General features: G+C 63.4%; 27 protein-coding genes. 16 read left to right on the forward strand and 11 right to left on the reverse strand.

Going from position 1 to position 25,363, the window contains the following annotated elements; all coding sequences use genetic code 11:
* Nucleotides 1-39: 39 nt before the first annotated feature.
* The 5 genes from AC1DYC_RS16785 to AC1DYC_RS16805 all read left to right on the forward strand — a co-directional run bounded on the left by AC1DYC_RS16785 (nucleotide 40) and on the right by AC1DYC_RS16805 (nucleotide 4,350).
* On the forward strand, nucleotides 40-927 hold the full coding sequence (locus AC1DYC_RS16785; RefSeq protein WP_477287538.1) for a sugar phosphate isomerase/epimerase family protein: 888 nt from the start codon (nucleotides 40-42) through the stop codon (nucleotides 925-927).
* A 56-nt stretch (nucleotides 928-983) separates the two neighbouring features.
* A complete protein-coding gene (locus AC1DYC_RS16790) occupies nucleotides 984-2,153 on the forward strand; it encodes a mandelate racemase/muconate lactonizing enzyme family protein (protein ID WP_477400757.1) in 1,170 nt (389 codons plus the stop codon).
* Between the two features lie 2 nt (nucleotides 2,154-2,155).
* Nucleotides 2,156-2,872, forward strand: a complete 717-nt coding sequence (locus AC1DYC_RS16795) for a FadR/GntR family transcriptional regulator (protein WP_477408007.1) — start codon at nucleotides 2,156-2,158, stop codon at nucleotides 2,870-2,872.
* 87 nt (nucleotides 2,873-2,959) lie between these two features.
* On the forward strand, nucleotides 2,960-3,940 hold the full coding sequence (locus AC1DYC_RS16800) for an NAD(P)-dependent oxidoreductase (RefSeq protein WP_477408009.1): 981 nt from the start codon (nucleotides 2,960-2,962) through the stop codon (nucleotides 3,938-3,940).
* 38 nt (nucleotides 3,941-3,978) lie between these two features.
* Nucleotides 3,979-4,350 carry a hypothetical protein gene (locus tag AC1DYC_RS16805; protein WP_477408011.1) on the forward strand — a complete coding sequence of 124 codons (372 nt, stop codon included), beginning with the start codon at nucleotides 3,979-3,981 and terminating at the stop codon, nucleotides 4,348-4,350.
* Between the two features lie 6 nt (nucleotides 4,351-4,356).
* Here AC1DYC_RS16805 and AC1DYC_RS16810 read toward each other — a convergent pair whose 3' ends face one another.
* Nucleotides 4,357-5,652: an amidase gene (locus tag AC1DYC_RS16810; RefSeq protein ID WP_477408013.1), complete on the reverse strand. Its 1,296-nt coding sequence runs from the start codon at nucleotides 5,650-5,652 to the stop codon at nucleotides 4,357-4,359.
* A gap of 131 nt (nucleotides 5,653-5,783) precedes the next feature.
* Here AC1DYC_RS16810 and AC1DYC_RS16815 point away from each other — a divergent pair, with 131 nt between their 5' ends.
* Nucleotides 5,784-6,131, forward strand: a complete 348-nt coding sequence (locus tag AC1DYC_RS16815; RefSeq protein ID WP_477408015.1) for a GFA family protein — start codon at nucleotides 5,784-5,786, stop codon at nucleotides 6,129-6,131.
* A 2-nt stretch (nucleotides 6,132-6,133) separates the two neighbouring features.
* Here AC1DYC_RS16815 and AC1DYC_RS16820 read toward each other — a convergent pair whose 3' ends face one another.
* A complete protein-coding gene (locus AC1DYC_RS16820) occupies nucleotides 6,134-7,042 on the reverse strand; it encodes an SDR family oxidoreductase (RefSeq protein WP_477408017.1) in 909 nt (302 codons plus the stop codon).
* Nucleotides 7,043-7,136: 94 nt separating this feature from the next.
* Between AC1DYC_RS16820 and AC1DYC_RS16825 the strand changes: the two genes are divergently transcribed.
* On the forward strand, nucleotides 7,137-7,715 hold the full coding sequence (locus AC1DYC_RS16825) for a TetR/AcrR family transcriptional regulator (RefSeq protein ID WP_477408019.1): 579 nt from the start codon (nucleotides 7,137-7,139) through the stop codon (nucleotides 7,713-7,715).
* Between the two features lie 113 nt (nucleotides 7,716-7,828).
* Here the strand turns inward: AC1DYC_RS16825 and AC1DYC_RS16830 are convergent, their stop codons facing one another.
* The 7 genes from AC1DYC_RS16830 to AC1DYC_RS16860 form a co-directional block, all read right to left on the reverse strand.
* Nucleotides 7,829-8,914, reverse strand: coding sequence for an ABC transporter ATP-binding protein (locus AC1DYC_RS16830; protein WP_477408021.1), 1,086 nt, complete (start codon nucleotides 8,912-8,914; stop codon nucleotides 7,829-7,831).
* The gene (locus AC1DYC_RS16835) at nucleotides 8,914-10,017 is read right to left on the reverse strand and encodes an ABC transporter ATP-binding protein (protein ID WP_477408023.1); all 1,104 of its coding nucleotides are present in this window, start codon (nucleotides 10,015-10,017) and stop codon (nucleotides 8,914-8,916) included. The genes AC1DYC_RS16830 and AC1DYC_RS16835 overlap by 1 nt, the downstream gene beginning before the upstream one ends.
* Nucleotides 10,014-10,250, reverse strand: coding sequence for a hypothetical protein (locus AC1DYC_RS16840; RefSeq protein ID WP_477343889.1), 237 nt, complete (start codon nucleotides 10,248-10,250; stop codon nucleotides 10,014-10,016). The genes AC1DYC_RS16835 and AC1DYC_RS16840 overlap by 4 nt, the downstream gene beginning before the upstream one ends.
* Entirely contained in the window at nucleotides 10,247-11,206 is a 960-nt protein-coding gene (locus tag AC1DYC_RS16845; RefSeq protein ID WP_477408025.1) for a carbohydrate ABC transporter permease, read from the reverse strand. The genes AC1DYC_RS16840 and AC1DYC_RS16845 overlap by 4 nt, the downstream gene beginning before the upstream one ends.
* Before the next feature lies 1 nt (nucleotide 11,207).
* A complete protein-coding gene (locus tag AC1DYC_RS16850) occupies nucleotides 11,208-12,113 on the reverse strand; it encodes a carbohydrate ABC transporter permease (protein ID WP_477343891.1) in 906 nt (301 codons plus the stop codon).
* A gap of 69 nt (nucleotides 12,114-12,182) precedes the next feature.
* Entirely contained in the window at nucleotides 12,183-13,499 is a 1,317-nt protein-coding gene (locus tag AC1DYC_RS16855) for an ABC transporter substrate-binding protein (protein ID WP_477408027.1), read from the reverse strand.
* 359 nt (nucleotides 13,500-13,858) lie between these two features.
* Complete coding sequence (locus AC1DYC_RS16860; protein WP_477408029.1) at nucleotides 13,859-14,542, reverse strand: TetR/AcrR family transcriptional regulator; 684 nt, start codon at nucleotides 14,540-14,542, stop codon at nucleotides 13,859-13,861.
* A 78-nt stretch (nucleotides 14,543-14,620) separates the two neighbouring features.
* On the opposite strand from AC1DYC_RS16860, the gene AC1DYC_RS16865 reads away from it, so the two are divergent.
* The 3 genes from AC1DYC_RS16865 to AC1DYC_RS16875 are packed head-to-tail and all read left to right on the forward strand — an operon-like array spanning nucleotide 14,621 to nucleotide 17,117.
* Nucleotides 14,621-15,817 carry a Tm-1-like ATP-binding domain-containing protein gene (locus AC1DYC_RS16865; protein WP_477408031.1) on the forward strand — a complete coding sequence of 399 codons (1,197 nt, stop codon included), beginning with the start codon at nucleotides 14,621-14,623 and terminating at the stop codon, nucleotides 15,815-15,817.
* Between the two features lie 10 nt (nucleotides 15,818-15,827).
* On the forward strand, nucleotides 15,828-16,694 hold the full coding sequence (locus AC1DYC_RS16870) for a phosphoenolpyruvate hydrolase family protein (protein ID WP_477408033.1): 867 nt from the start codon (nucleotides 15,828-15,830) through the stop codon (nucleotides 16,692-16,694).
* A gap of 3 nt (nucleotides 16,695-16,697) precedes the next feature.
* Nucleotides 16,698-17,117 carry a cupin domain-containing protein gene (locus AC1DYC_RS16875; RefSeq protein WP_477408035.1) on the forward strand — a complete coding sequence of 140 codons (420 nt, stop codon included), beginning with the start codon at nucleotides 16,698-16,700 and terminating at the stop codon, nucleotides 17,115-17,117.
* Between the two features lie 2 nt (nucleotides 17,118-17,119).
* On the opposite strand, the gene AC1DYC_RS16880 is transcribed toward AC1DYC_RS16875, so the two are convergent.
* Both AC1DYC_RS16880 and AC1DYC_RS16885 read right to left on the reverse strand, forming a co-directional pair.
* The gene (locus AC1DYC_RS16880) at nucleotides 17,120-17,800 is read right to left on the reverse strand and encodes a DUF4304 domain-containing protein (RefSeq protein WP_477408037.1); all 681 of its coding nucleotides are present in this window, start codon (nucleotides 17,798-17,800) and stop codon (nucleotides 17,120-17,122) included.
* Nucleotides 17,801-17,832: 32 nt separating this feature from the next.
* Nucleotides 17,833-19,023: a M24 family metallopeptidase gene (locus AC1DYC_RS16885; RefSeq protein ID WP_477408039.1), complete on the reverse strand. Its 1,191-nt coding sequence runs from the start codon at nucleotides 19,021-19,023 to the stop codon at nucleotides 17,833-17,835.
* Nucleotides 19,024-19,384: 361 nt separating this feature from the next.
* Between AC1DYC_RS16885 and AC1DYC_RS16890 the strand changes: the two genes are divergently transcribed.
* The 6 genes from AC1DYC_RS16890 (at nucleotide 19,385) to AC1DYC_RS16915 (ending at nucleotide 25,347) form a co-directional block, all read left to right on the forward strand.
* Nucleotides 19,385-20,995, forward strand: a complete 1,611-nt coding sequence (locus AC1DYC_RS16890) for an ABC transporter substrate-binding protein (protein ID WP_477408041.1) — start codon at nucleotides 19,385-19,387, stop codon at nucleotides 20,993-20,995.
* 258 nt (nucleotides 20,996-21,253) lie between these two features.
* Nucleotides 21,254-22,240 (forward strand): ABC transporter permease, encoded by a 987-nt coding sequence (locus AC1DYC_RS16895; RefSeq protein ID WP_477408328.1) that lies wholly within the window; start codon nucleotides 21,254-21,256, stop codon nucleotides 22,238-22,240.
* Nucleotides 22,237-23,067: an ABC transporter permease gene (locus AC1DYC_RS16900; protein WP_477408043.1), complete on the forward strand. Its 831-nt coding sequence runs from the start codon at nucleotides 22,237-22,239 to the stop codon at nucleotides 23,065-23,067. The genes AC1DYC_RS16895 and AC1DYC_RS16900 overlap by 4 nt, the downstream gene beginning before the upstream one ends.
* Entirely contained in the window at nucleotides 23,064-24,062 is a 999-nt protein-coding gene (locus AC1DYC_RS16905; protein ID WP_477408045.1) for an ABC transporter ATP-binding protein, read from the forward strand. The genes AC1DYC_RS16900 and AC1DYC_RS16905 overlap by 4 nt, the downstream gene beginning before the upstream one ends.
* The gene (locus AC1DYC_RS16910) at nucleotides 24,059-24,841 is read left to right on the forward strand and encodes an ATP-binding cassette domain-containing protein (protein WP_477408047.1); all 783 of its coding nucleotides are present in this window, start codon (nucleotides 24,059-24,061) and stop codon (nucleotides 24,839-24,841) included. Before AC1DYC_RS16905 ends, AC1DYC_RS16910 begins: the two co-directional genes overlap by 4 nt.
* Entirely contained in the window at nucleotides 24,838-25,347 is a 510-nt protein-coding gene (locus AC1DYC_RS16915; RefSeq protein ID WP_477408049.1) for an L-2-amino-thiazoline-4-carboxylic acid hydrolase, read from the forward strand. The genes AC1DYC_RS16910 and AC1DYC_RS16915 overlap by 4 nt, the downstream gene beginning before the upstream one ends.
* The last annotated feature ends 16 nt before the right edge of the window (nucleotides 25,348-25,363 follow it).

Here is a 25,363-nt window from a genome sequence, read left to right on the forward strand (position 1 = left end):
AGGCGAACTGGCACAGACGAATTCTGGGAAGGATAAACCATGCATCTTTCAACGCACAACTGGATGCGCGCGGAGCCGTTGGAGGTGACGCTGAAGCGCATCAAGAAATTCGGCTACGAGTCGATCGAGATTTCCGGCGAGCCCGAGCAATACAAGACCAAGGAGACCCGCGCGCTGCTGAAGGAACACGGCATACGCTGCTGGGGTGCGGTGACGCTGATGCTGGGCGAACGCAACCTCGCCGCCAGGGACCAGGGCCAGCGCGAACGCTCTGTGCAGTACGTCAAGGACGTGCTGACCATGATCAGCGAACTCGACGGCGAGATCATCACGCTGGTGCCCGCCACTGTCGGCAAGGTTGTGCCGGACGGCACCGAGGAAGAGGAATGGAAGTGGGTGGTCGACGCCACCCGCGAGTGCTTCACCCACGCCAAGAAGGTCGGCGTGAAAATCGCGGTCGAGCCGCTCAACCGCTTCGAGACCTATCTGTTCAACCGCGGCGCCCAGGCGTTGGCGCTGGCCGATGCGGTCAGCCCCGAATGCGGCGTCTGCCTCGACGCCTACCACCTCCATATGGAAGAATTCAACGTCCATGATGCCATCCGCCAGGTCGGCAAACGCCTGTTCGATTTCCACGTCGCCGACAACAACCGCTTTGCCGCCGGCCTCGGCCAGATCGACTGGCCGCGGATCGTGCAGACGCTGAAGGAAGTCGGCTATGACGGTGCGCTGACCAATGAGTTCGTCGCGCCTGTCGATCGCACGCCGGCCGCGCCCTATCCTGATATGGTCGAGCGCCACCCGGTCGACATCTCGCCCGAACAGCTGAAGTTCATCCAGGACCACGGTTCCAGCGTGCTGACGGAGAAATTCTACACCGACCAGATGCGCATCACCGCCGAAACGCTGCTGCCGCTGATCAAGTAGCCGATCCGATTTGGAATGCGCCCTTCCGCCTGCCGGCGGCGGGGCCGGGGATGACCATGCGCATCAGAAACGTCCAGGCCTGGTGGGTCCGCATACCGATCGAAGTCGCGAAGCAGCATCGCAGCGACTTCGGCCAGGTGACGACCTTCGACGCCGCCATCCTGCGCATCGAGACCGATGACGGGCTGGTCGGCTGGGGCGAAGGCAAGAACGCTGCCGGCAGCGCCGGTAGCTATGGCGCGCTTGTCCACATGCTGAACCATGAGGTCGGCCCTCAATTGATCGGCCGCGACCCGGCCGACATCGGTATCATCTGGGAGATGCTCTACAACGGCGTACGCCACCAGACAGCCGCGCATGCCGGCCACGCCATGCCGCAGCTGGCACGGCGCGGCATGAGCATTGCAGCGATCAGCGCCGTCGACATTGCGTTATGGGACATTCTCGGCAAATCGCTTGGGCAGCCCGTGTGGCGGCTGATCGGCGGCCGCAAGCTCGACCGCATGCAGGCCTACGCCTCCGGCGGCTGGGCCGCCGCCGACGCCATCGGCGAGCAGCTCAAATCCTACATCGCCAAGGGCGGCTTCAAGGCGCTGAAGATGCGCGTCGGCGCAATGGACGGCGCGCCACACATTTCGGCTGCCCGCGCCCGTGCCGCCCGGCAGGCGCTCGGCCCCGATGTCGAGCTGATGGTCGACGCGCATGGCACCTATACGGTGGCCGAAGCCAAGCGCTTCATCCACCTCGCCGCCGATCTCGACCTCGCCTGGTTCGAGGAGCCGGTCATCGCCGACGACAAGGCCGGCATGGCCGAGGTGCGCGCTTCGGGCTCCATCCCGATCGCCACAGGCGAGAGCGAAGCGACGCGCTATGCCTTCCGCGATCTCGCCGTGCTGAAATCAGCCGACATCTTCCAGCCCGATCCGGCCTTTTGCGGCGGCATCAGCGAGGCGATGAAGATCGGCACCATCGCCAGCGCCTTCAATTTGCGCTTTGCGCCGCATCTGTGGGCCGGCGCGCCCTGCTTCTTTGCCGGACTGCATGTCTGCGCTGCTTCGCCGGCTAGCTTCACCGTCGAATATTCGCTCGGCGCCAACCCGATGATCCATGATCTTATCGAAGAGACTGTCGAAGCAAAGGACGGTATGATAGCGATCCCTGAAAAGCCCGGTCTGGGATTCACCATTTCGGAGCGGTTCCTGGAGGCGCACGCGCAACGCAGTTGACGATGAAAGAAAAGAACCTTCTCGCCGAACTCGCCGCCTATCTGTTCTCCCATTCGGACAAGGAGACCGGCCGCACGCCCTCGGAGCGCGAACTGGCCGAGCATTTCAGCGTCAGCCGCGGCCAGATCCGCGAGGCGCTGGCCATCCTCGAAGCCATGCGCATCGTCGAGCGCCGCGCCAAATCCGGCATCTATGTCGACACCAGGCAAGCCAGTGTGGAAGCCTTGGCCCTTTTCGCCCGCGCGGGCCTGCCGCTCGATCCGGTACAGATCTACGAGACCGTGGAGTTGCGCAAAATCCACGAGATCAAGGCCGCCGAACTCGCCTGCTCGCGCGCAACGGAAGAGAATTTCGAACGCCTGCGCGAGATCCTGAAAGCGTCCGAAGAGCGTATCGCCGCCGGCGAAGGCCTCGCCAAGGAGGACCGCGAATTCCATCTCGAGATCGTGCGGGCAACCAAGAACGGCGTCTTCCACAATATCTGCAGCGTCTACTATCTGATGGGCGAGCTGCGGCTGCCGATCTACTTCAACGACCCCGAGCGTAGCGTGCGCTCGCATGCCGAGCACATCCAGATCTACGAGGCGCTGCTGCGCCGCGACGGCAACCTCGCCCAGGCGCTGATGAGCGCCCATCTGCAAGGCGCGGAAAGCTACTGGAAGGGGATCATCGAGGGCCGCGGCATAGAGCAGAAAAACGCCACGCTCGAAAAGGCCTAGAGCAATTCCAGGAAAAGTGTGAAACGGTTTTCCCGGGAAAGCGCGCAGCGCTTTCCCTTGGGAATTGCGACTAAGAACGAGAGCTCCATGCCCAGAATCCTGTCCACGCACACGCTGCATCCGCGTGCCTCCGCCATGCTGGTGGGCGCCGGCGAACTCGTCGTCGCCTCCGCGCTCGACGCCGCGACACTGACCGCCGAGGCGAAGAACGCCGACGTCATCATCGTGCGCGCGCCGCTGCCGCCGGCGCTGTTCGAAAACGCAACGAAGCTTCGGGCCGCGGTCCGTCACGGCGCCGGCCTCGACATGGTGCCGATGGAGGCCGCCGCCGCGGCCGGCGTGCTGGTCGCCAACGTGCCGGCGGTCAATGCGCGATCGGTCGCCGAATATGTGATGTTCGCAGCCCTTGCCCTGCTTCGGCGCTTCCGCGTCGTCGACCGCGACTTGCGCGCCAAAGGCTGGAATGCCGGCCGCGACCACGCCAGCCATGGCAGCGAGCTTGCCGGCAAGACGATTGGCATTATCGGCTTCGGCGCCATCGGCCAGGCGGTCGGCCACATCGCCGCGCACGGCTTCGGTCTCAATGTCGTGGCGACGACGCGTAGCATGCAGCCGGCGCCCGACAGGATCGGCTTCCTGTCGATCGACGCGCTGGTCGAACAGAGCGACATCATCGTGCTGTGCTGCCCGCTGACGCCGGAAACGCGAGGCCTGATCAACCGCGAACGCATTGCCAGCATGAAGCCGGACGCGCTTTTGATCAACATTTCGCGCGGGCCGGTGATCGACGACGAGGCGCTGATAGAGGCGTTGCGCAAGGACCGCATTGGCGGCGCCGCGCTCGATGTCTTTGCCACGCAGCCGTTGCCGGCAAATCACCCCTATTTCGGTTTCGACAATGTCATCGTCACCCCGCATATGGCTGGCATTACCGAACAGTCGATGATGCGCATGGGTGTGGGTGCTGCCGGCGAAACCTTGCTGGTGCTGGCCAACAGGCTCCCGGTCAATCTGCGCAACCCCGACGTGGTTGAGCACTACCGCAGGCGGTTTCCGGCCGATCCCTGACATCGCGCTTTCGCCCCAATTCTCCGCGACGTTGAACCATGTCCAGTCTTCGCCTCACCCTCCTCGCTATCGCCACGTCTTCGATCACGGCATTGCCGTCGCTCGCTCTGGCCGACAGCAGTTACGTCTATTGCAGCAATGGGATCGTCTGCATGATGGCCCCCTGCCCGTCGGGCAATGCGCTCGATCTGGCCACCGGCAGGATCATCAAAGGCGTTTCTCTCAACGCCACTGAATTGCCGCCACTGGACAGATCGGCACCTGACCTCTCCGACAAGCTCCATGCGGGAAAGCTCGTCGTTCGAGGATCGATCCAGCATCGTGACCCGAACGATCCACCGATGCTGGTCGCTACCAACATCGAACGCGACTCCAAAAAAGCAGAGCGCAAGCGCTGCGCGGCGCGCTGAGGCCGGTCACGACCCAAGCAGCCTTTCGACCTCAGCCGCGATACGCAGCAAATGATGGTCCTGGCCATTGCGCGCCACCAGCATCAGCCCCGCCGGCAGCGTCATATCAGGCATCGGCACCGAGATCGCGCAGAGGTCGAACTGGTTGGCGACCTGGGTGTTGCGCAACAGCAAACCTTCGGCCTTGTTGCGCAGCGCCTCGTCGCTGGCCATTGTGGCGATCGAGGGCGCGACGATCGGCACTGTCGGCAGGACAAGCACATCGATCGACGCCAGGCGCTCAGCCATTGCGGCAACGAGTTCGCCACGGCGGCGGATGGTCCTGATATAGGCCGATGCAGGAATGGCGAGTGCGCGCGAAAGCGGCCCGCTGACATGCGGGTCCACCGGCACCGATGCACCGACGGACAGCCAGTCGGCATGAACCTCCGCACCTTCCATCGACGCGATCGAGGCACGTTTGGTTGCTTGCCGCATCTCGGCAATCAGATCGTCGATCGGCAAGTCGACGACGCGCGCGCCGCTTTGTTCCAGCGCGCGCAGGCATCCCTCGAAGCCTGCTGCGATCTCCGGCTCCGTGTCTTCTAACAGCAAACCGCGCGCAACGCCGACGCGAAGCCCGACGAGCGAAACCGGCCGGAGCGGCACTGGTTCCTCGCCTGCCATGATCGCGTCGGCAACGGCACATTCGGCAACGCTGCGTGCCAGCGGCCCGACCGAATCCAGCGTCGCCGACAGCGGATAAGCACCGGTCAACGGCACCCGCCGCGCCGTCGGCTTGAAGCCGACGACACCATTCAGCGCTGCCGGTATGCGCACCGAGCCGCCGGTGTCGGAGCCGATTGAGATTTCGCTCGTTCCCTCGGCCACGGAAACGCCGGCGCCCGAGGACGAGCCGCCAGGTATGCGGCTGGCGTCGGCCGCATTGCCGGGCGTGCCGCAATGCATGTTGTCGCCGATCGCGGTGAAGGCGAATTCAGTCATGTTGGTCTTGCCAATGATGACCGCGCCGGCCTGCCGCAGCCGGCTGACAATGGCCGCGTCCCACAGGGGAGGTGCTGCACTCTTCAGCATCAGCGAACCGGCTGTGGTCGGTTCGCCGGCGACATCGAACAGATCCTTGATCGAGACGATTGTGCCGTCGAGCGGCCCGAGCGTCACGCCAGCCTTTTTGCGCGCGTCGCTGGCATCGGCAGCTGCCCGCGCCGCCTCGAAATAGAGCTTTGTGTAGACCTTCTCGTCCGCTGCCCGATTGGCAAGACGTGACAGGATGATTTCGAGACGATCGCGGATTGATTGCATGTCGATGTCGGACTCCGCCAGGATGCAACGTCTTTAAAGCAAGCACAAAGAGTTCAGGCCGCCAGTTCGGCCTGCGGAAGGGATAACCCGGCGAGCGTGCCTTTGCACCTGCCAGCGATAGGAAGAGACTGATGCTGTACAAAGGCAGCTGCCACTGCGGCAAGGTAGCGTTCGAATTCAAGGCGGAGCTGACCGGCGCCGTGCGGTGCAATTGTTCGATCTGTTCGCGCAAGGGCGCGCTGTTGGCCGCCATCTCGCATGACAGCCTGACGGTGCTGGCGTGGGGCGACGATCTCGGCACCTATACATTCGGCAATCACGCGATGGCGCATCGCTTCTGCCGCACATGCGGCATCCACCCCTTTGCCGAGGACGTCCGTCAGGGCGGCGAACGCAGCGCCTACGTCAACCTCAACTGCGTCGCGGATATCGATCCTGCCAGCCTGTCGATCTTCGACTTCGACGGCCGCGCGGTCTGACCTTACCGGTAGCCCGTCGCATCGGCGGGCTTGCCGGCGTCCTGCACCTCCGGAACATAGCGCCAGGCATCCGGGCGCGAGCCATCGAGATCGGTAAAGCCGTAGACCTGCGCCAGCCCGCCGCTGGACAGCGACTGGCCGTTCCAGCGTGCACGGTCCGGATCGGCGGCAAGTGCCGCAACGGCGCGGCCGACCAAGCGCGGCGTCTCTGAAATGACGAAATGCGGCACCTTGGCGGTGGCGTCGCGCCAATTGTCTTCGGTGACGCCAAAGGCCTCCAGCATCATTTCCGAACGCAGCCAGCCGGGTGTCAGCGACACCGAGGTGGCGCCATGCGCCGCGAGGTCCTTGGCGTGTGCCCATGCCATGCGGTTCACCGCCACCTTGGCGAGGTCGTAGAAGGGCGACAGCCGGTAGTGCTCGGCATTGTACTCGGCGGTGCCGTCGGTGACTTCGACCAGCAGCCCGCCCGGCCGCTCGATCATCAGCGGCAGCGCATGGTGCGCGGTGATCAGATGCGTGTCGATGCCGAGCCGCAGCAGGCGCAGGCCATTCTCCAGATTATGGTCCCAGACCGGTTTGTTCCATTCGAACAGTTTTTCGCCGCCCCAGATATCGTTGACGAGGATGTCGAGCCGGCCCTGTTCGGCCCGGATGCGCTCGACCAAGCGGCGCACATCGTCGACCACCAGATGATCGACCTGCACGGCAATACCCTTGCCGCCATTCGAAGAGACCAGCTCCGCCGTATCCTCGATGGTTTCGGCCCGGGCGTATTCGGATTGATGGCTGCGTGTGGTGCGCCCGGTGACATAGACGGTGGCACCTGCAGCGCCGAGCTCGACCGCAATCCCACGCCCGGCGCCACGCGTGGCGCCGGCGACCAGAGCGACTTTTCCTTGCAACGTCATGGTAGGTTCCTCAACGAATCTGTGGACCAATCGAGCTGGCCTCAGCCGCTTACATCATATATAAATGATCATTCGGTTATACTGAGATGTCAAGGTGACACGACCAAAAACCCAATCCGACGAGCAGGTGCTGGAAGTCGCACACCGCCTGATCCATGAGCATGGCCCCGAGGCGCTCACTTTCGAACGGCTGGCAAAGGCGTGCGGCCTGTCCGGCGCGACACTGGTGCAGCGTTTCGGCAACAAGGCGCAACTGAAGCAGCGCACCTTGCTCCACGCTTGGGACGGCCTCGACGCCAAGACGAGGGAACTGACGGAGACCGTTGCCAAGACCCCGACCGGCGCCATCCAACTTCTGGTGGGACTGTCGCAGGGCTATGGCGGCATCGAAGCCTACGCCGAGGGCCTGCTCGTGCTGCGCGAGGATTTGCGCGATCCCATGCTGAGAGCACGCGGCGCCGCTTGGAAGGCGTTTCTGAGCGAGGCCCTTGCTTCCTGCTTCGCAGGAACGCCAGACATGCCGCGCGACGTCGGCCTGCTGATGGCGTCGCATTGGCAGGGCTCGTTGCTGTGGTGGAGTTTCGACCCAACGACCGAGGTGGCCGCCTATGTCGAGGACAGCCTCAACCGTTTCGTCGCCGCCATGACAAAGACAACGGCCCGAAAAGCGTGAGGCTTGTCGGGCCGCTGCTTGACCAAGTGATGGTCAACGACGCCCTACGAGACTTATTTCCAGAAATAGAAGGCGCCCGAAGGATTTTCGCCGGCGTAGGTCTGCAGTAGAGCCTAACTCGCGTGCCGCAAGCTCACGCCGCTGCCCTTGTCGAACAGCACGACCTTGTCCGCATTCCAGGCGAAACGCACCGATTGCTCGATCGCCACATCGGTCCGCGCCGGCACGGTAGCGCGCAGCGTCGTGTCGCCTACCCTGAGCGTCAGGATCTTTTCCACGCCATGGTTCTCGACATCGTGGACGCGCGCCTCGACCGGCGCGCCGCTCTCCAGATAGACATCCTCGGGGCGGATACCGAAGACGAGCGGGCGACCGTCGGTCGCACCGCCCGTCCTGGCTCCCCCTGAAAGCGGCAGCTCGAAATTCATCGGCGCCATCACAGCGCGATTATCGACCAGCCGGCCGTCGATGAGGTTCATCGGCGGCGAGCCGACGAAGCTCGCCACATAGGTGTCGCGCGGATTGTTGTAGATCTCGTGGGGCGTGCCGGTCTGGACGATGCGGCCGTGATTGAGCACGCCGACCTTGTCGCCCATCGACATCGCCTCGATCTGGTCGTGGGTAACGAACAGGAAGGTGGCGCCGAGCTGTATCTGCAGGTTCTTCAGTTCCGTGCGCAGCGCCTCGCGCAATTTGGCATCGAGCGCCGACAGCGGCTCGTCCATCAGGAACACGCGCGGTTTGCGCACGATGGCGCGGCCGATCGAAACGCGCTGCATCTCGCCGCCTGAGAGGCGATCGGTCTTGCGGTCGAGCAGATGTTCGATCCGCAGTGTCTTGGCCGCGCGCGCAACGCGGTCCTTGATCTCGGCATCCGGCAGCCGGCGGATCTTCGGCTTCAACGGGAATTCGAGGTTCTCGCGCACCGTGTAGCGCGGATAGAGCGAATATTGCTGCAGCACCAGCGCCACGTCGCGCTCGGCCGCCCCCCAGTCGGCGACATCGACGCCGTCGATGAACACCTGTCCCTCGCTCGGCTTTTCGAGGCCGGCGACCATGCGCAGCGTCGTCGTCTTGCCGGCTCCAGTCTCGCCGAGCAGCACGAAGAACTCGCCATCGGCGATCTCGAGATTGAGCCCGGTCAACGCCGTGTGGTTGCCGAAGCTCTTCGAGATATTCTTGAGCTGGATATGCGCCATCAGAGCCTCACTCCAAGCGACTTGCCGCTTGCCGTGTCGAAGAAATGCGCCTGCGTCGGATCGATTCGGGCGAACACTTTCTCGCCAGGCCCGCCGACGAAGCCGCTCTTGGTGCGGGCGCGCAGCATCTTGGTGCCGACCTTGAGGTCGACAATGTCGAAGGAGCCGAGTGGCTCGACGATCTGCGTCTCGACCGGCAGGAAGCCCTCCGCCGGTTCATGGCGCACCAGCACACCCTCAGGCCGGATGCCGAGTGCCAGCTGGCCGCTGGCATGGCCGTTGAGCCTGGACAGAAGAGCCCGCGGGAATTCGAAACCGGCGGCAGCACCACCGACGGTGACCGAGGCCGAGGACGCTGTTTCTGCGACCGACGCATCGGCGACATTCATCACCGGGCTGCCGACGAACTGCGCCACGAACAGATTGGCCGGACGCGAATAGACCTCGTCCGGCGAGCCGACCTGCTGCAACACGCCCTCATGCATGATGACGATGCGGTCGGCGAGGCTCATCGCTTCGATCTGGTCGTGCGTGACATAGATGGTGGTCGAGCCCTGCTTGATGTGCAGCCGCTTGATCTCGGCCCGCATTTCCTCGCGCAGCTTGGCGTCGAGCGCGCCGATCGGCTCGTCCATCAGCATCGCCTTCGGGCGTCGCACCAGCGCCCTGCCGATGGCGACGCGCTGCATGTCGCCGCCCGACAGCGCCGACGGCTTCTTGGCGAGCAGGTCTGTGATCTGCAACGTCTTGGCGACCGAGCGCACTTCCTGGTCGATCTCGGCCTTGCTCTTGCGCGTTGCCCTGAGTGGGAAAGCAACATTCTCGTAGACGCTCATATGCGGATAGAGCGAGAACGACTGGAACACCATGGCGATGTCGCGGTCGGCGGCCTTGAGATGTTGCACCGGCTTGCCGTCGATGAGGATATCGCCGCCATCGATCGTCTCCAGCCCGGCAATGGCGCGCAACGTCGTCGTCTTGCCGCAGCCGGACTGGCCGAGCAGCACGATGAACTCATTGTCGTCGATCTTGAGATTGAGGTCCTTGATGACCTGGACGGCGCCGAAGAATTTCTGGACGCCGCGAAGCTCGATCTGGGTCAATGCGGTGCTCCCGGATTTCGCGCCGGCGCGTCCGCGCCATGGCCTGTGCCGGCTTCCTCTTCCGGCGCGATCTTCGAGGTGATGTTGAAGCCGATCAGGCCGATCAGGATGATGGTCACGCCATAGCTATGCAGCAGCATGTTCCAGGGCTGGCAGAGCGCAATGATGCCGAGCACCATCAGGATCTGCGAGCCGGGTTCGAGATATTTCTGGTTGATGGCGCGAAAACTCATTTGCGGATTGCTCCGAAGGACATGCCGCGCAGCAGGTGATTGCGCAGCAGGAAGGTGAAGATTGCGACCGGCAGCAGGAACAGGAACGTTCCGGCGGCGATCACCGTCCAGTCCGGCAGGCCGGCGCCGACCTGGCTGGGAATGAAGGGCGGTGCCGTCTGGGCGCGGCGGTTGGTCATGATCAGCGCGAAGGCATATTCATTCCACGCCGTGATGAAGCAGAACACGGCTGTGGCGGCGATGCCGGTCGCGGCCTCGGGCAGCACGATCTTGAAGAAGGCCTCCATGCGCGTGTACCCGTCGACCAGGGCTGCTTCCTCATACTCCTTCGGAATCTCGTCCATGAAGCCTTTCATCAGCCAGACCGAGAAGGACAGGTTGAACGCGGTGTAGAGGATGATCAGGCCGATATGGGAATCGTTGAGGCCGACCGCGCGGTACATCAGGAACATCGGAATGGCGACGACCACCGGCGGCAGCATGCGTGTCGACAGGATGAAGAAGAGCAGGTCCGCCTCCCCCTTCACCTTGAAGCGCGAGAAGCCATAGGCGGTGAAGGTGCCCATGCCGACCGCCAGCACCGTCGAGGTGATGGCGACGATCAGCGAATTCAGGAAGCGGTTCGGATAACCGGACCACTGCACCTCGCCCTTGCCGTCGCGCACGATCTTTTCGCCGCCATCGAAGACGACGCGCTCCCACCAGGGCGCCGCAGCATACTCTTCCGGCGATGGCGGGCTGCGCAACTGCGAGCGCTTGGTGAACAGCTTGACGAAGGGCGATATCTCCGGCTGGAACACCACCGTCGGCGGGATCGTGGTGGCGAGATTGCGCGGCTTGAACGCCGTCGAGGCGATCCAGTAGATCGGGGCCAGGAAGATGATCGTCACCACCAGCACAACGACGATTGCGGCGCGGTTGAAGGCGACCTCGGAAGAAGTGCGCACAGCTGCCATCTTAGCGCTCCTTCACTTTGTTCAGATACTTCACGTAGATGTTGGTGATCGCCAGCACCATGAGCAGCACGATGTAGGCCATCGCGCAGGATCGCCCGGTCTGCCATTCCTGGAACGCCATCTTGTAGAGGCGGATCGAGATCAGCTCGGCCGTCGGCTGGCTGGTCAGGATGTAGGCGAGGTCGAAGGTCTTGAACGCTTCCATGGTGCGGAAGATGACGGCGATCATCAGGATCGGCGCGACCAGCGGCAGGGTGATGCGGAAGAAGGTGTAGAACGGCCCGGCGCGGTCGATCGCGGCGGCCTCGTAGAGATGCTTCGGCACGGCCGACAGACCGGCCAGCGACAACAGCATGACGAAGGGCGACCACATCCAGATGTCGGTCAGCGCTACGGCGTAGAGTGCCATCTTGGGATCTGCCAGCCACTCGAAATTGCCAAGCCCGAGCGCATAGTTGATGACGCCCCATGATGGGTCGTAGAGCAGCTTCCAGAACAGGCCGACAACAGCCATCGACAGCATCATCGGCAGCAGCAGCAGCGTGGTGATAAGGCCCTTGAGCGGGATATCCCGGTTGAGCAGCATCGCCACGCCGAAGCCGACCAGCAGCTGGCCGGTGACCGAGACGATGACGTATTTGGCGGTGATGGCGAAATTCGACCAGACATAGGGATCGTTGAGCAGGTCGCGATAATTCTGCAGCCCGACGAAATTGGCCGGCGCATTGGTCGAGGCGCGGAAATCGGTGAAGGAGTAACCCAGCGAATAGATCAGCGGGAAAATGTTGAAGACGATCAGGAACAGGATCGTCGGAATGATGAAGAGATTGCGGATCGACATGTCGCTGAGGCCGCGTGCGGCGGCTCGCGAGGACCTGTCCAGCGTGGTGATCATCGTGGTCGCCAAGACCCCTGCTCCCGTTTCGGAAAAAAAGAACGGAGGAGGCACGGATGCCTCCTCCGCGAGAAATGCTGCTTATTGGACGCGGCCGTACTTCTTGAACGTCGCGTTCCAGTCGGCTGCAAGTGCGTCCAGCGTTTCCTTGGCGGTGCCTTCGCCGCCAATCATGTAGGGATAGACGCGCTGGTTGAGCTGCTGCAGCAGTTCGGCATATTCCGGCACTGCCCAGAAGTCCTTCACCTTGAACATGGTCTCGTAGAAGGCCTTGTTATACGGCGTGGCGTTCTGGAATTCAGGCGATTTGAGCACGGCGGCGCTGCAGGTGTAGCCGCCGAGTGCTGCCCACTTCTTCTGGGTCTCGTCCTTGATGAACCATTCAAGGAACTTCGTCGCCTCTTCCTGCTTCTTGGAGTAGGAAACGATGGAGATGCCCTGACCGCCGAGCGCTGCGAACTGGTCGCCGCCGGGGCCGGGAGGATTTGCGAAGAAGCCGGTGTTCTTGGCGTTCGGGTTCGACGCCTCGTTGATCAGCGAGGGGAAGAACGCGAAGTAGTTCATGCTCATCGCGGCCAGGTTTTCAGTGATCGCCTGGTTGTCCTCGACGAAGAACGACTTGGCCCAGCCCGGAGGCGTGAACTTGTAGAGCTCCTTGTAGGCGTCGAGCGCCGCTATGGCCTTGTCGGAGTTGACGATGCCGTCAACCTTGTAGGTCTTGTAGTCGCCCAGTTCGCCGCCGTAGGAGAACAGCGCGTTCTCGAAGCCCATCGCCATCGCGTCATAGGAATTGTCGGTGTAGATGGCGATGCCGTATTTCTTCTGATCCGGCCGGTAGAAGAATTCGGCGATGTCGCGCAGCGCCTTGAAATCCTTCGGCACGTCGAGATCATAGCCATACTTGGCCTTGAAGGCTTCCTTCTCCTTCGGGTCCTCGAACCAGTCCTTGCGATAGGACCAGCCGACCGCGTCGCCTTCGAGCGGGATCGCCCAGTACTTGCTGCTGCCACCTGGATACTCGGCGTAGTATTTCACCGTCGCCGGTGCCATCACTTCGCCGACCTTGTGCTTGTTGAAGAAGGCGGTCAGGTCGACATAGTGGCCGCCGGTCGAGCCGGCGCCGAGCCATTGCGAGTCGCCGACGACCATATCATAGGCGTCGCCATGGGCGTTGAACTCGGTGAAGGCCTTCGTCTGGAAGTCGGACCAGGGTGTGGTTTCCACCGTGATCTTGACGCCGGTTTCCTTCTCGTACTCGTTGCCGAGTTCCTGCAGGTAATTGGCCGGATCCCATTCCGCCCAGAAGATGGTGAGCGATTTATCCTGCGCGTAAACAGACGTTCCGCAGGCAAGCACTAAGCCGATACCAGCAAGCAGGCTGGTCATTGTCTTGCGCATAATGTTTCCTCCCTTGTGCGCATTCTACCGTATCATGCGAGCCGGCAACGGGGCCGGCCCTGGTAGTTCCTCCCGAGATCGCACCTTTCCGGTTCCAAGCCTCCTCGCTTTGCCGGAAAATGGATCGCAGCTCTCACTTTCGATCCGCTTTTTCTAATCCAATCTGGTATTACCAATTTTGGATAGCCGTCAAGCTCTTTCTTGGACGACAGCCGGAGCTTGTATAACTGGATTTCTCATGTATCTGACTGTTTTACCTTAATTTTCCTACTCCTTGATATGGGCTAGCCTTGTTTCGACACCAACATCCTGGTTAGCATCAGTAGTGGTCGCTCAAATCTGGTCGAACCAGATTGGCGCTATTTCGCCGCCGCCTGCGGCCGAACCGCATCCGATTCTGTCATCGATTCCGCTATCGCGGCGCGCACCAGGGCGCCCGCCGCCCACTGCGCGACCGACCGCATGCCGCGGCTGTCGAGCCCCCATATGTCCTTCAGCACGATCAGCAATTCGACGCCGAACATCATCGACAGCGCCTGTGCCAGGCGCTTGAATTCGCGCGGCGGCAGCTGCCCCTTGAGCGGCGCAATGGCATCCTTCAACAGATCGACGCGATGACCGCGTGTGAACTGCGGCTCGCCCCCCAGCGTACCCGCCTGGCGTTGCGCCCACTGGTCGAGCGACAGTTTCAGCGCTGCCTTGAATGTCGCCTCGAAAGCCTCGATGCGCGGCATGGCGGTGTCGAACAGTTCGGCGATGCGGCGTTGTGGGTCCTTCGAGGCCGATTGCCAGGTCAGGATTGGTCCGAGCCCCTCGTCGACCACGGCATGCACCAGTGCTGCCTGGCTCGGGAAATAGCGATAGGCGGTGGCGCGCGACACCTCGGCCGCCTCCGCGACCTCGCTGACCGAGGGCGTGACGCCCGCCTGCATCAGCCGCGTCGCCGTCTCCAGCATCAGCCGTTTCGTGCGGGCACGTGGGCCGCGTTCGGACGCCTCGTTGGCGTCGTCGTTCACTGCGGCTTGTTGACGTGAGACATTCATGTCAATACGATACGCGCGTCTCAAAAAATTGCAATGGCCTTCGCGGCCGGACCCAGCACACCGAAGACGGGGAACGCGATGAAGCGCATCTATGTGGTGGGCACCGCCGACACCAAGGGCGAGGAACTTGCCTTCCTGGCCGATGCGATTGCCGCCACCGGCAGCGCCGTCGCCCGCGTCGACATCGGCACGCGCGGCGCAACCGTGCCGGTCGATATTCCTGCCGGTGACGTCGCGGCACATCATCCGGGTGGAGCAGGCGGTGTGCTCGGCATCGACGACCGCGGCACGGCTGTGGCCGGCATGGGAGCGGCCTTCACCAGCTTCATCCAGTCGCGCGACGACATATCGGGCGTGATCGGCATTGGCGGCGGCGGCGGCACCTCGATCATCACATCCGGCATGCGCGCACTGCCGCTGGGCGTCCCGAAGATCATGGTCTCGACGCTCGCCTCCGGCGACACCGCACCCTATGTCGACGTCTCCGACATCATCATGATGCCCTCGGTGACCGACATGGCCGGGCTCAACCGGCTGTCGCGTGTCGTGTTGCACAATGCGGCGCAGGCCATCGCGGGGATGGCTGCCAAGCCGGCGCCGGCCGCAACCGGCAAGCCGGCGCTGGGTCTGACCATGTTCGGCGTCACCACCCCTTGCGTGACGGCCATCGCCGATCAGCTGCGGGCAAACTACGACTGCATGGTTTTCCACGCCACCGGCACCGGCGGCCGCTCGATGGAGAAGCTCGCGGATTCAGGTCTGCTCGCCGGTGTCATCGACATCACCACGACGGAGGTCTGCGACCTGCTGTTCGGCGGCGTGCTGCCGGCAACCGAGGATCGCTTCGGCGCCATTGCCCGCACCGAGCTGCCCTATGTCGGCTCGGTCGGCGCGCTCGACATGGTCAATTTCTGGGCCCCGCCGACCATTCCCGAAAGATATCGCGGCCGGCTGTTTTACGAGCACAATCCCAACGTCACCCTGATGCGCACGACAGCAGGCGAATGCCGCAAGATCGGTGAATGGATCGGCGGGAGGCTGAGCCATTGCGACGGTCCCGTGCATTTCCTGATCCCGGAAAAGGGCGTCTCGGCGCTCGACATCGAAGGCGGCTCCTTTTTCGATCCGGAGGCCGACGCAGTGTTGTTCGATGCCATCGAACGCACCATCAAGCCGACCGCCACGCGCCGCGTCACGCGGCTGCCGCTGCACATCAACGATCCGGAATTTGCCAGGGCCGCAACCGCGGCCTTCCTCGATATCGCCAGACAGTGAGAGCCCAGACATGGCCGCTATACCGCGCAAGGACATACTGAAGAAGTTCAAGGCGATGATCGCCGACGGCGTACCGATCGTCGGCGGCGGCGCTGGCACGGGCCTGTCGGCCAAAGCCGAGGAGGCCGGCGGCATTGACCTCATCATCATCTACAATTCCGGCCGTTACCGCATGGCGGGACGCGGCTCGGCCGCCGGGCTGCTTGCCTATGGCAACGCCAACGAGATCGTCAAGGAAATGGCCTATGAGGTGCTGCCGGTGGTCAAGAAGACCCCGGTGCTGGCCGGCGTCAACGGCACCGATCCTTTCGTCATCATGCCGCTGCTTCTCACCGAGTTGAAGACGATGGGCTTTTCCGGCGTGCAGAATTTCCCCACCATCGGCCTGTTCGACGGCAGCATGCGCCAAAGCTTCGAGGAAACCGGCATGGGCTTCGGGCTCGAAGTCGACATGATCGCCGAGGCGCACAAGCTCGACCTTCTGACCACGCCCTATGTCTTCAACCCCGACGAGGCCCGCGCCATGACAAAAGCCGGCGCCGACATCATCGTCGCCCATATGGGGGTCACGACAGGCGGCTCGATCGGCGCGACGTCGGCGAAGTCGCTCGACGACTGCGTGGTCGAGATCGACGCCATCGCCAACGCCGCGCGTTCGGTGCGCAAGGATGTCATCCTGCTTTGCCACGGCGGACCGATCTCGATGCCGGACGACGCCCGCTACATCCTTGACCACTGCAAGGGCCTGCATGGTTTCTATGGCGCAAGCTCGATGGAGCGGCTGCCGGCCGAAGCCGCGATCGCCAGACAGACGGCGGATTTCAAAGCCGTCACGCTGCACGACCGCAAGACAACGCCGAACAAGAAGAAGGGATGAGAGATGACCGACAAGAGCAAGGTGTTCGTCTATCCGAAGGACGTCAGCACGTTCGGCTTCGACTGGGGCAAGCTGGCGCTGACAGTGGCGCCTGAAGTGAACGGTGCCGAGCGTTTTTCCGGTGGCGTCGTCGACCTGCCCTCAGGCAAGGGCCACACCCGCCACAACCATCCCGGCGCGGAAGAAATCATCTTCGTCATCTCAGGCCATGGCGAGCAGATGGTCGAAGACGAACAGGGCAATCCGGTCGTCGCCAAGGTCGGTCCCGGCTGCACCATCTATGTGCCGGAAAGCCGTTTCCATTCGACGCTGAACACTGGTGATGGCCCGATGCAGCTCTTCGTCGTCTACTCGCCCGCCGGACCGGAACGGGTGCTGCGGGAGCTACCGGATTTCAGGCTGATCCCGGCTGGGAAGGACTAACGTCAAAGGCTGAGGCCAATCTTCATCGCACGAGCAACCCTTGCCAGGTTGTTGGCATCGCTTCCCGCAGCGAGCCTATCCGGAAGAGTGGGGACATCGCGCTCTGATCGGAAAGCATCCGACGATTGTAGGCGCGCCACCCAGTAGGACATACAGTTTTCCGCTGCCTGTGGACCAAGCTGCCAGAACACAAATCGAACAGCATTTTGTGGCGACATGAAACCCGGGATTTCAGAATGCGCGAGCTGTTCAGCCAGTTTGCGCGGGGCGCCAAAACGCTCGAAAAAGGGCAGGACAGTCGTCTGAACGTTGGCAACGATGTTCGCGATTTCGGCCTGACGCGTAAGCGGGTTTGCGACGTTCCATGTCTGCCAATGATGCGGGATTCGCAAGTTGCCGAGCTGTCCTCCGGCTACCCAATCGCTGGCAGTGGCCGGCCAGGCGTTGCGTTCATCCCATTCTCTTATTGCCTTGTTGTAGACAGACGCATGCACGACGAGTTCGACATACTCGCCGCCGACATTCAGATAGTTTGACTGAAAGGAAATTTTGAATGTCCAGTCGCCAGCTCGGCGACTTGCATGAGGACCGCTTTTTGCAAAGCGAAATCCAACAGGTTCGAGCCGAGAAGAAATCTCGCGACATGCGTCGATAAACACCTGCCGTGGCGGTTCCTGATCCATCTTGGCGACTGCTCAGGCGATCAAACCGGCAACTACGACGTCCCACCCCTGTTCCAGCCCCTGGCCCTATCGCCAAACATCACATAACCGGTCTCCGTCACCGCAACCGTGTCCTCCAGCTTGATGAAGCCACGCGACGGGTGAAGCATGGTCGTCTCCACCGACAGCACCATGTTGGCCTCCAGCGGCTTGGCCGCATAGGTGCCTTCATAGGTCACCGGATGGTTGGTCATCAGGAACGGCGCTTCATGGGTGATCAGCCCCATGCCGTGGGCGAAGAAATCCGTATAGGGCGCGACCTTCGAGGCCTTCAGCACGCCCTCGGCATGCGAGATCATGTCGCCGCCGATGGTGCCCGCCTTGACCTTGGAAAACGCCGCCTGCTGCACCGTCTCGACCTCGGCCAGCAGATCTTCCAGCTCGGCATCCGGCTCGCCCAGAATGCCCATGCGGCAGAGGTCGCCGATATAGCCGTGATAATTGCCGCCGGAATCGATCGACAGCACCTCACCCTTTTTCCACGCCTGCGGTGACGCCGCGCGGTTGTGGCTGGCGCCCAGTGTCAGCAGACAATATTCGAAATGCGCGCCGCGATTGGTTTCCTCGCGCCGCAGATGCTCGATGATGTCGGTCTTGGTCGTGCCCTCGCGCGCCCACTGGATGGTCGCCAGCATGGAATCGGTGATCAGCTCGGAAGCGATGCGCAGCTTTTCCAGCTCGGCCTCTGTCTTGATGGCGCGCATGCGCTCCAGCATGTCGGTCGCGTCGATCAGCTTGGCGTCCGGCAGCGCCTTGCGGATCAGCGCATAGGCGTCGGATGGCAGGAAGGCCGGCTCGATGCCGATGCGCGCGCCCGCCTTGCCGATCTTGCGCACATGCTCGACGGCGAGGTTGGCGGCGTCGAGCGTGCCCCAGCAGGCGGCGTGCAGCGTCGGCGTCCAGAATGGATTGTTCTGGTGTTCGGCGCCCTCCATGCGGTTGCCGATATAGGCGGCATGGTCCGGCCCGCCTTTTTCGTAGACGACAACGGGCAGATAGCGGCTGTGGCCGATCGCATCCATGGCGGCAAAGAAGATGAACTTGTAGCCGCCGAGCAGATATTGCGTGTTGTGCTTGGACGTCGCCAGCATCACATCGATGCCGGCCTCCTCCATCAGCCGGTCGACCCTTGCCTGGTCGAATGGGATATTGCTGACGGCGCTCTTGCCCGGGGCGATGTTCATTGTTCTCTCCCTGATTGCTTGGGATCGTCGGTCGCGCTGCGCCCGATCCGCTGGCTGTTGGTCAAATCTGCACCATTTTGCCCACTCTGGTCCAGCCAGAACACAGCAAATAGCATCGCTCGCCGGTCACCAAGTCGTCATTCGATAGGCATCGGCCAAATCTGGTCCTACCAGAATAGCTCGATGGAACCACTGCTTCTAACTGGTCCAGCGGACGAAAATTTCAAAGCCAAGCAAGGATGCGCCAATTCCGTCTCTGGCGAAACCCTTGGCAAGGGCCATAATCGCCGCAAGGATGCTGGCGGGCCGCCGGCATCAAGGGGCGCGCCCAACCGGGTCGCGGAGAGGACGGAGGTTGATCATGTCAGATTTCACCATTTCCAGGCGCACGCTGCTTTCGGGCTCAGCCCTGTTGCTGGCCTCCACCGCCATGCCGGCATTGGGCTGGGCGCAGACACCGAAGAAGGGCGGCCGCCTCGTGCTTGCCGCCGATTCCGAGCCGCGCAACCTCAATCCGGCGATTGTCGCCTCCAACGGTGTCTTCTTCATCTCCAGCAAGATCGTCGAGACGCTGGCCGAAGCCTCGTTCGACGGCAAGGATGGACTGCAGCCGCGCCTGGCACTCTCCTGGGAAGGTGCCGTCGACGGGCTGTCCGTGACCTTCAAGCTGCGCGAGGGCGTCAAATGGCATGACGGCAAGCCGTTTACCTCGGCCGACGTCGCCTTCTCGGCGCTGCAGATCTGGAAGCCGCTGCAGAATCTCGGCCGCACCGTGTTCAAGGACCTAGCCGCTGTCGACACCCCTGACGACTTCACCGCCGTATTCAAATTCGCCAAGCCGACGCCGTTCCAGCTGATCCGCAACGCCCTGCCCGCGCTGTCGAGCGTCGTGCCGAAGCACGTCTATGAGGTTGGCAAGATCGAGGACAACCCGGCCAACAATGCACCCATCGGCACCGGCCCGTTCAAGTTCGGCGAGTACAAGGCCGGCCAGTATTACAAGCTGACGAAGAACGCCGACTATTGGGGCAAGGACGAGCCCTATCTCGACGAGATCATTTATCAGGTACTGCCCGACCGCACCTCTGCGGCGGCCGCGCTCGAGGCCGAAGAGATTCAGCTTGCCGCCTTCTCCGCCGTGCCGCTCGCCGACCTTGACCGCATCTCCAAGGTGCCGGGCCTGAAGGTCATTTCCAAGGGCTATGAAGGGCTGACCTATCAGCTGGTCGTCGAGATCAACCATCGCCGCAAGGAACTGGCCGACGTGAAGGTACGCCAGGCGATCGCGCATGCGATCGACAAGGACTTCGTCGTCAAGACGGTGTTCCTCGGCTATGCCGCCACCGCCACCGGTCCGGTGCCGAAAAACGACCCGCAATTCTACACCGCTGACGTGCCGACCTATCCGTTCGACGTCGCCAAGGCCAACGCACTGCTCGACGAGGCCGGCTACGCCAAGGCCGATGATGGCAAGCGCTTTGCGCTCAGGCTTTTGCCGGCACCTTACTTCAACGAGACAAAACAGTTCGGCGACTATCTGCGCCAGGCGCTGGCGGCAATCGGCATCGACGCCGAGATCGTCAACAACGATGCGCCGGCGCACATCAAGGCGGTCTACACCGACCACGCCTTCGACCTCGCCGTCGGCCCGCCGGTGTTCCGCGGCGACCCGGCGATCTCGACCACCATCCTGGTGCAGAGCGGCATTCCCGACGGCGTGCCGTTCTCCAACCAGGGCGGCTACAAGAACGAGGCGCTCGACACTCTGATCGCCAAGGCATCGGAAACACTCGACCCCACAGCGCGCACCGAGCTGTACAAGCAGTTCCAGAAGGAGGTCGCCGCCGACCTGCCGCTGATCAACGTGGCAGAGTGGAGCTTCATCAGCGTCGCGCGCGACACGGTGGGGAATATCGCCAACAATCCGCGCTGGGCGGTTTCGAACTGGGCGGACACGTATCTGGAATCGTGACACATTTGCGCGGATGAGAGTTCGCGAAATCATCGTAGGCGTTGAGTTCTACGAGGCCCCCCTCTGTCCTACCGGACATCTCCCCCTCAAGGGGGGAGATCAGCAGCTTGTCTGTCCCGCCAGTTCTGCAGCTTTGGGGATTGGCGAAACCAACGGTGACAGCCAATCTCCCCCCTTGAGGGGGAGATGTCCGGCAGGACAGAGGGGGGTGCACGCGCGGGACGTTTCTTTCACTTGTCTCGCGTCATCGACGCCGCCATGACCCGCGCCCTCACCCTCATTCGCCGCCGTCTCGTCGGCAGCGTCTTCGTGTTGCTGATCGTCATCATCGGCACCTTCTTTTTGCTCGAAGCCGCCCCTGGTGACGCTGTCGATGCCTACATCGTCTCGACCGGCGGCGATGCCGGCATGATCGAATTGCTGCGTCATCGCTGGGGCCTCGACCAGTCCGAACTGACCCGGCTCGCCAACTATCTCTGGGCGCTGCTGCATCTCGATCTCGGCCAGTCCGTCACCTTCTCCAGGCCGATCCGCGACGTCATTTTCGAGCGCCTGCCCACCACGCTGCTCCTGATGGTCAGCGCCACAGCGCTTTCCTTCGGCTTGGGCTCGGCGCTCGGCATCTATGCCGGCGCCAGACCCGGCAGCTTTCGCGACCGCTTCCTGTCCATCGGCTCGCTAGCGCTCTATGCCGTACCCGGCTTTTGGCTCGGCCTGGTGCTGATCGTGATCTTTGCCGTCGACCTGCGCTGGCTGCCGATCGGCGGCATCGAGAGCCTCGCCTCGGACAAGACCGGGCTCGCCCGCGCTGCCGACATCGCCACTCACCTCGTGCTGCCGGTTTCCGCCCTCGGCTTCATCTACCTCGCGCTCTATCTGCGCATGATGCGCGCCGGCATGGCCGAGGCCTGGCGGCAGGATTTTGTCCTTGCCGCCCGCGCCAGGGGCCTTTCGCGCCGCCGGATTGTGCTTGCCCATGTCGCCCGCAACGCGCTGTTGCCGCTCATCACCATGCTCGGTCTGCAGTCGGCGCAGATGCTGGGCGGCAGCGTCGTCATCGAGAGCGTCTTTGCCGTGCCCGGCCTCGGCCGGCTGGCGCAGGAAGCGGTGGCGTCGCGCGACACGCCGCTGCTCCTCGGCATCATCCTCACCAGCGCCGTTCTGGTCATCGCCATCAACCTTGCCGTCGACATCGCCTATGCGTTTCTCGACCCGCGCGTCGGCGCCAGCGAGGCCGCCGCGTGAGCCCGCTCAACCGGTTCCTGCGCCGACCGGAAGCGGTCGCCGGCGCGATCATCCTGAGCGTGCTTTTCGCCATGACGCTGTTTGCCTCGCTGCTGTTCCCTGGCGACCCGCAGGCGATAGCCGGCCCGGCGCTGCTGCCACCCTTCGAGGACTGGTCGCTGCCGCTCGGCACCGACAGGCTCGGCCGCGACGTGCTGGCAGAACTGTTCCACGGCGCCCGCACCTCGCTGGCGGTCGGCCTGGCCGCGGCAGCGGCGGCACTCTTCATCGGCGCGGTCATCGGCACGCTGGCCGGCTTTGTCGGCGGCCTCGTCGACGAGGTGCTGATGCGCATCACCGATGCTTTTCAGACCGTGCCTAGCTTTCTCCTGGCGCTGGCCTTCGTCAGCGTCGTCGGCCCGTCGCTCGGCATCGTCGTCGCGGCGATCGCGCTTGGCGCCTGGACCGGGCCGGCGCGTGTGGCGCGGGCCGAAGTGCTGTCGATCCGCGAGCGCGATTTTGTCGCCGGCGCTCGTGTCATCGGCATGCATCCACTGACAATCGCTTTCCGCGAGGTGCTGCCCAACGCTTTGCCGCCGGTGCTGGCGCTGTCCTCGGTCATTGTCGCCGCCGCGATCCTCACCGAGGCAGCGCTGTCGTTCCTCGGCCTCGGCGACCCCAACCGCGTCACCTGGGGCGGCATGATTGCCGAAGGCCGCACCGTGCTGCGCACCGCGCCCTTCCTGTCGATCGTCCCGGGCGTAGCGCTGGTGCTGACCGTGCTCGGCATCTATCTCGCCGGCGAAGGCGTGGTCGAAACGACCGCCGTGCGGAGGAGCCTGTCGTGACCGTGCTGACTGAGATCCGCGATCTCTCGGTTCGCTATCGGCGGGATGGGGCCGAGGTGGCGGTGCTGAAAGGCATCAGCCTTGATGTTGTTGCCGGCGAGCGGCTGGCGATCATCGGCGAGAGTGGTTCGGGAAAGAGCACGCTGGCGCTGGCGATTGCGGGGTTGCTGCCGGGTGGCGCAAGGATTGAGGGGCGTATTGGGTGGCAATTTCGGGCGCCGCGATCCTTCACACCCCCCTCTGTCCTGCCGGACATCTCCCCCGCAAGGGGGGAGATCAGCAGCTTTGCCGACAGCTTCCCTTCTGCAACGTTCGTGATTGGCGAAGACGGAGATGAGAGAGCAATCTCCCCCCTTGAGGGGGAGATGTCCGGCAGGACAGAGGGGGGTGTGACGGAACGCCAACCTTCAACGATTGGCGAAACCCAAATCCCCCTTCCCGGCCGCGACATCGGCTTTGTCTTCCAGGATCCGTCCGCCAGCCTCGACCCGGTGATGCCCATCGGCAAGCAAATCGCCGAGGTCGCGCGCACCCATCTCGGCCTCGACTGGCCGCAAGCCTATGCCAAGGCAAAGCACCTGCTCGAACGCGTCCGCCTGCCCGATCCAGACTCGGCCCTCCGTGCCTTCCCGCATCAACTCTCCGGTGGCCAGAAGCAGCGCGTGGCCATCGCCGCTGCGATCGCGGCCGGACCGAAACTGCTCATCGCCGACGAGGCGACCAGTGCGCTGGATACCATCGTCCAGGCCGAGATCGTCGCACTGATCCGGCAATTGGTGGCGGAGGACGGCATGACGTTGTTGTTCATCAGCCATGACATCGCCCTGGCCGCCGAACTCGCCGAGCGCATCGCCGTGTTCCGGCATGGCGAGTTGATCGAGATCGGCCCGACGGGGCAAATCGTCAATGCCTCGCGCCAAGACTATACGCGTTCGCTGCTCGACGCCCATCTCGGCCTCGACGCCGAACCGTTGCTGCGACGGGCGCCTGCATGAGCCTGCTCGCTGTCTCCGATCTGAGCAAACGCTACCGCCGGGGCGGCAAGACCATCGCCGCCGTCGACGGCGTTTCCTTCGCCATCGAACCCGGCGAGACGCTGGCGCTGGCCGGGCCCTCCGGCAGTGGCAAGTCTACGATCGCGCGGCTGGTGCTGCGGCTGATCGAGCCCGATGCCGGAACCATCCAATTCGAAGGCGGCGATTTCCTTGCGTTGAAGGGTGCCGCGCTACGTGCGCGCCGCGCCCGCCTGCAAATGGTGTTCCAGGATCCGCTCGCCGCCTTCAACCCGCGCGCCACCGTGGCGCGCGTGCTCGACGATCCCTTGCGCATCCATGCCATCGCTTCCCGCGCCGAGCGGCCGTCCCGTATCGCTGCCTTGCTCGAGCGTGTTGGGTTGACGGCCGACCTCGCCAGCCGCGCCATTCACGAAATCTCCGGCGGCCAGCGCCAGCGGGTGGCGATCGCCCGCGCCATCGCCACAAACCCGTCGCTGATCGTGCTCGACGAGGCGGTATCGGCGCTCGACGTTTCGGTGCGCGGACAGATCCTCGAACTGCTGCTCGACCTCCAAGCCAGGGAACGGATCGCCTATCTCTTCATTTCGCATGATCTCGGCGTGGTGCGGGCCATCGCCCACCGCGTCGTCCTTCTCGACGCCGGGCGGATCGCCGAGAGCGGCGATGCCCGCGCCGTCATCGACGCGCCGCAATCGGCAATCGGCAAGGCACTGGTTGCGGCGGTACCAAGACTCAATCGAACACAGGACGCATTATGACCGACGCCGAGACCCGAGCCGAAAAGCTCTCCCGCGAACTCGATTCCGCCTTCCGCAACCGCGCCGATCTCTACCGCCTGCTCCTCGACGAACTGACCGGCGAACTGGGTGCTGAGAAGGCCGAAGCGATCATGGTCCGCACCATCGAGCAGCGCGGCAAGGAGGTGGCAGCAGCTGCCTTCGCCCGCTTCGGACCCAATGACGCGCCGGCCATCGGCGAAGCGTTCCTGGCCGTCAGCCCGGATGGCGGCCTGATGTATCCGACCGACGTCGAGCGCGGACCGGACCACATCGCCTTCAAGGTGAAGCGTTGCCCGCTGAAGGACGCCTGGGTCGAGGCCGGTGTCGGTGATGAAAAGCTCGCCACACTCTGCCGCATCGCCGGCGCTTTCGACCGCGGCCTGTTCGAGGCGACGGGCGTGCGCTTCGACAATGTCACTTGGACGCCGGGCCACGGCTCGGGCTGCTGCCACATCGCGCTGACCAACCGGGATGCTGCTGGATAGGCCGCAGCTATTTGCC

The sequence above is a fragment of the Mesorhizobium sp. P2_E7 genome, from assembly GCF_056403855.1.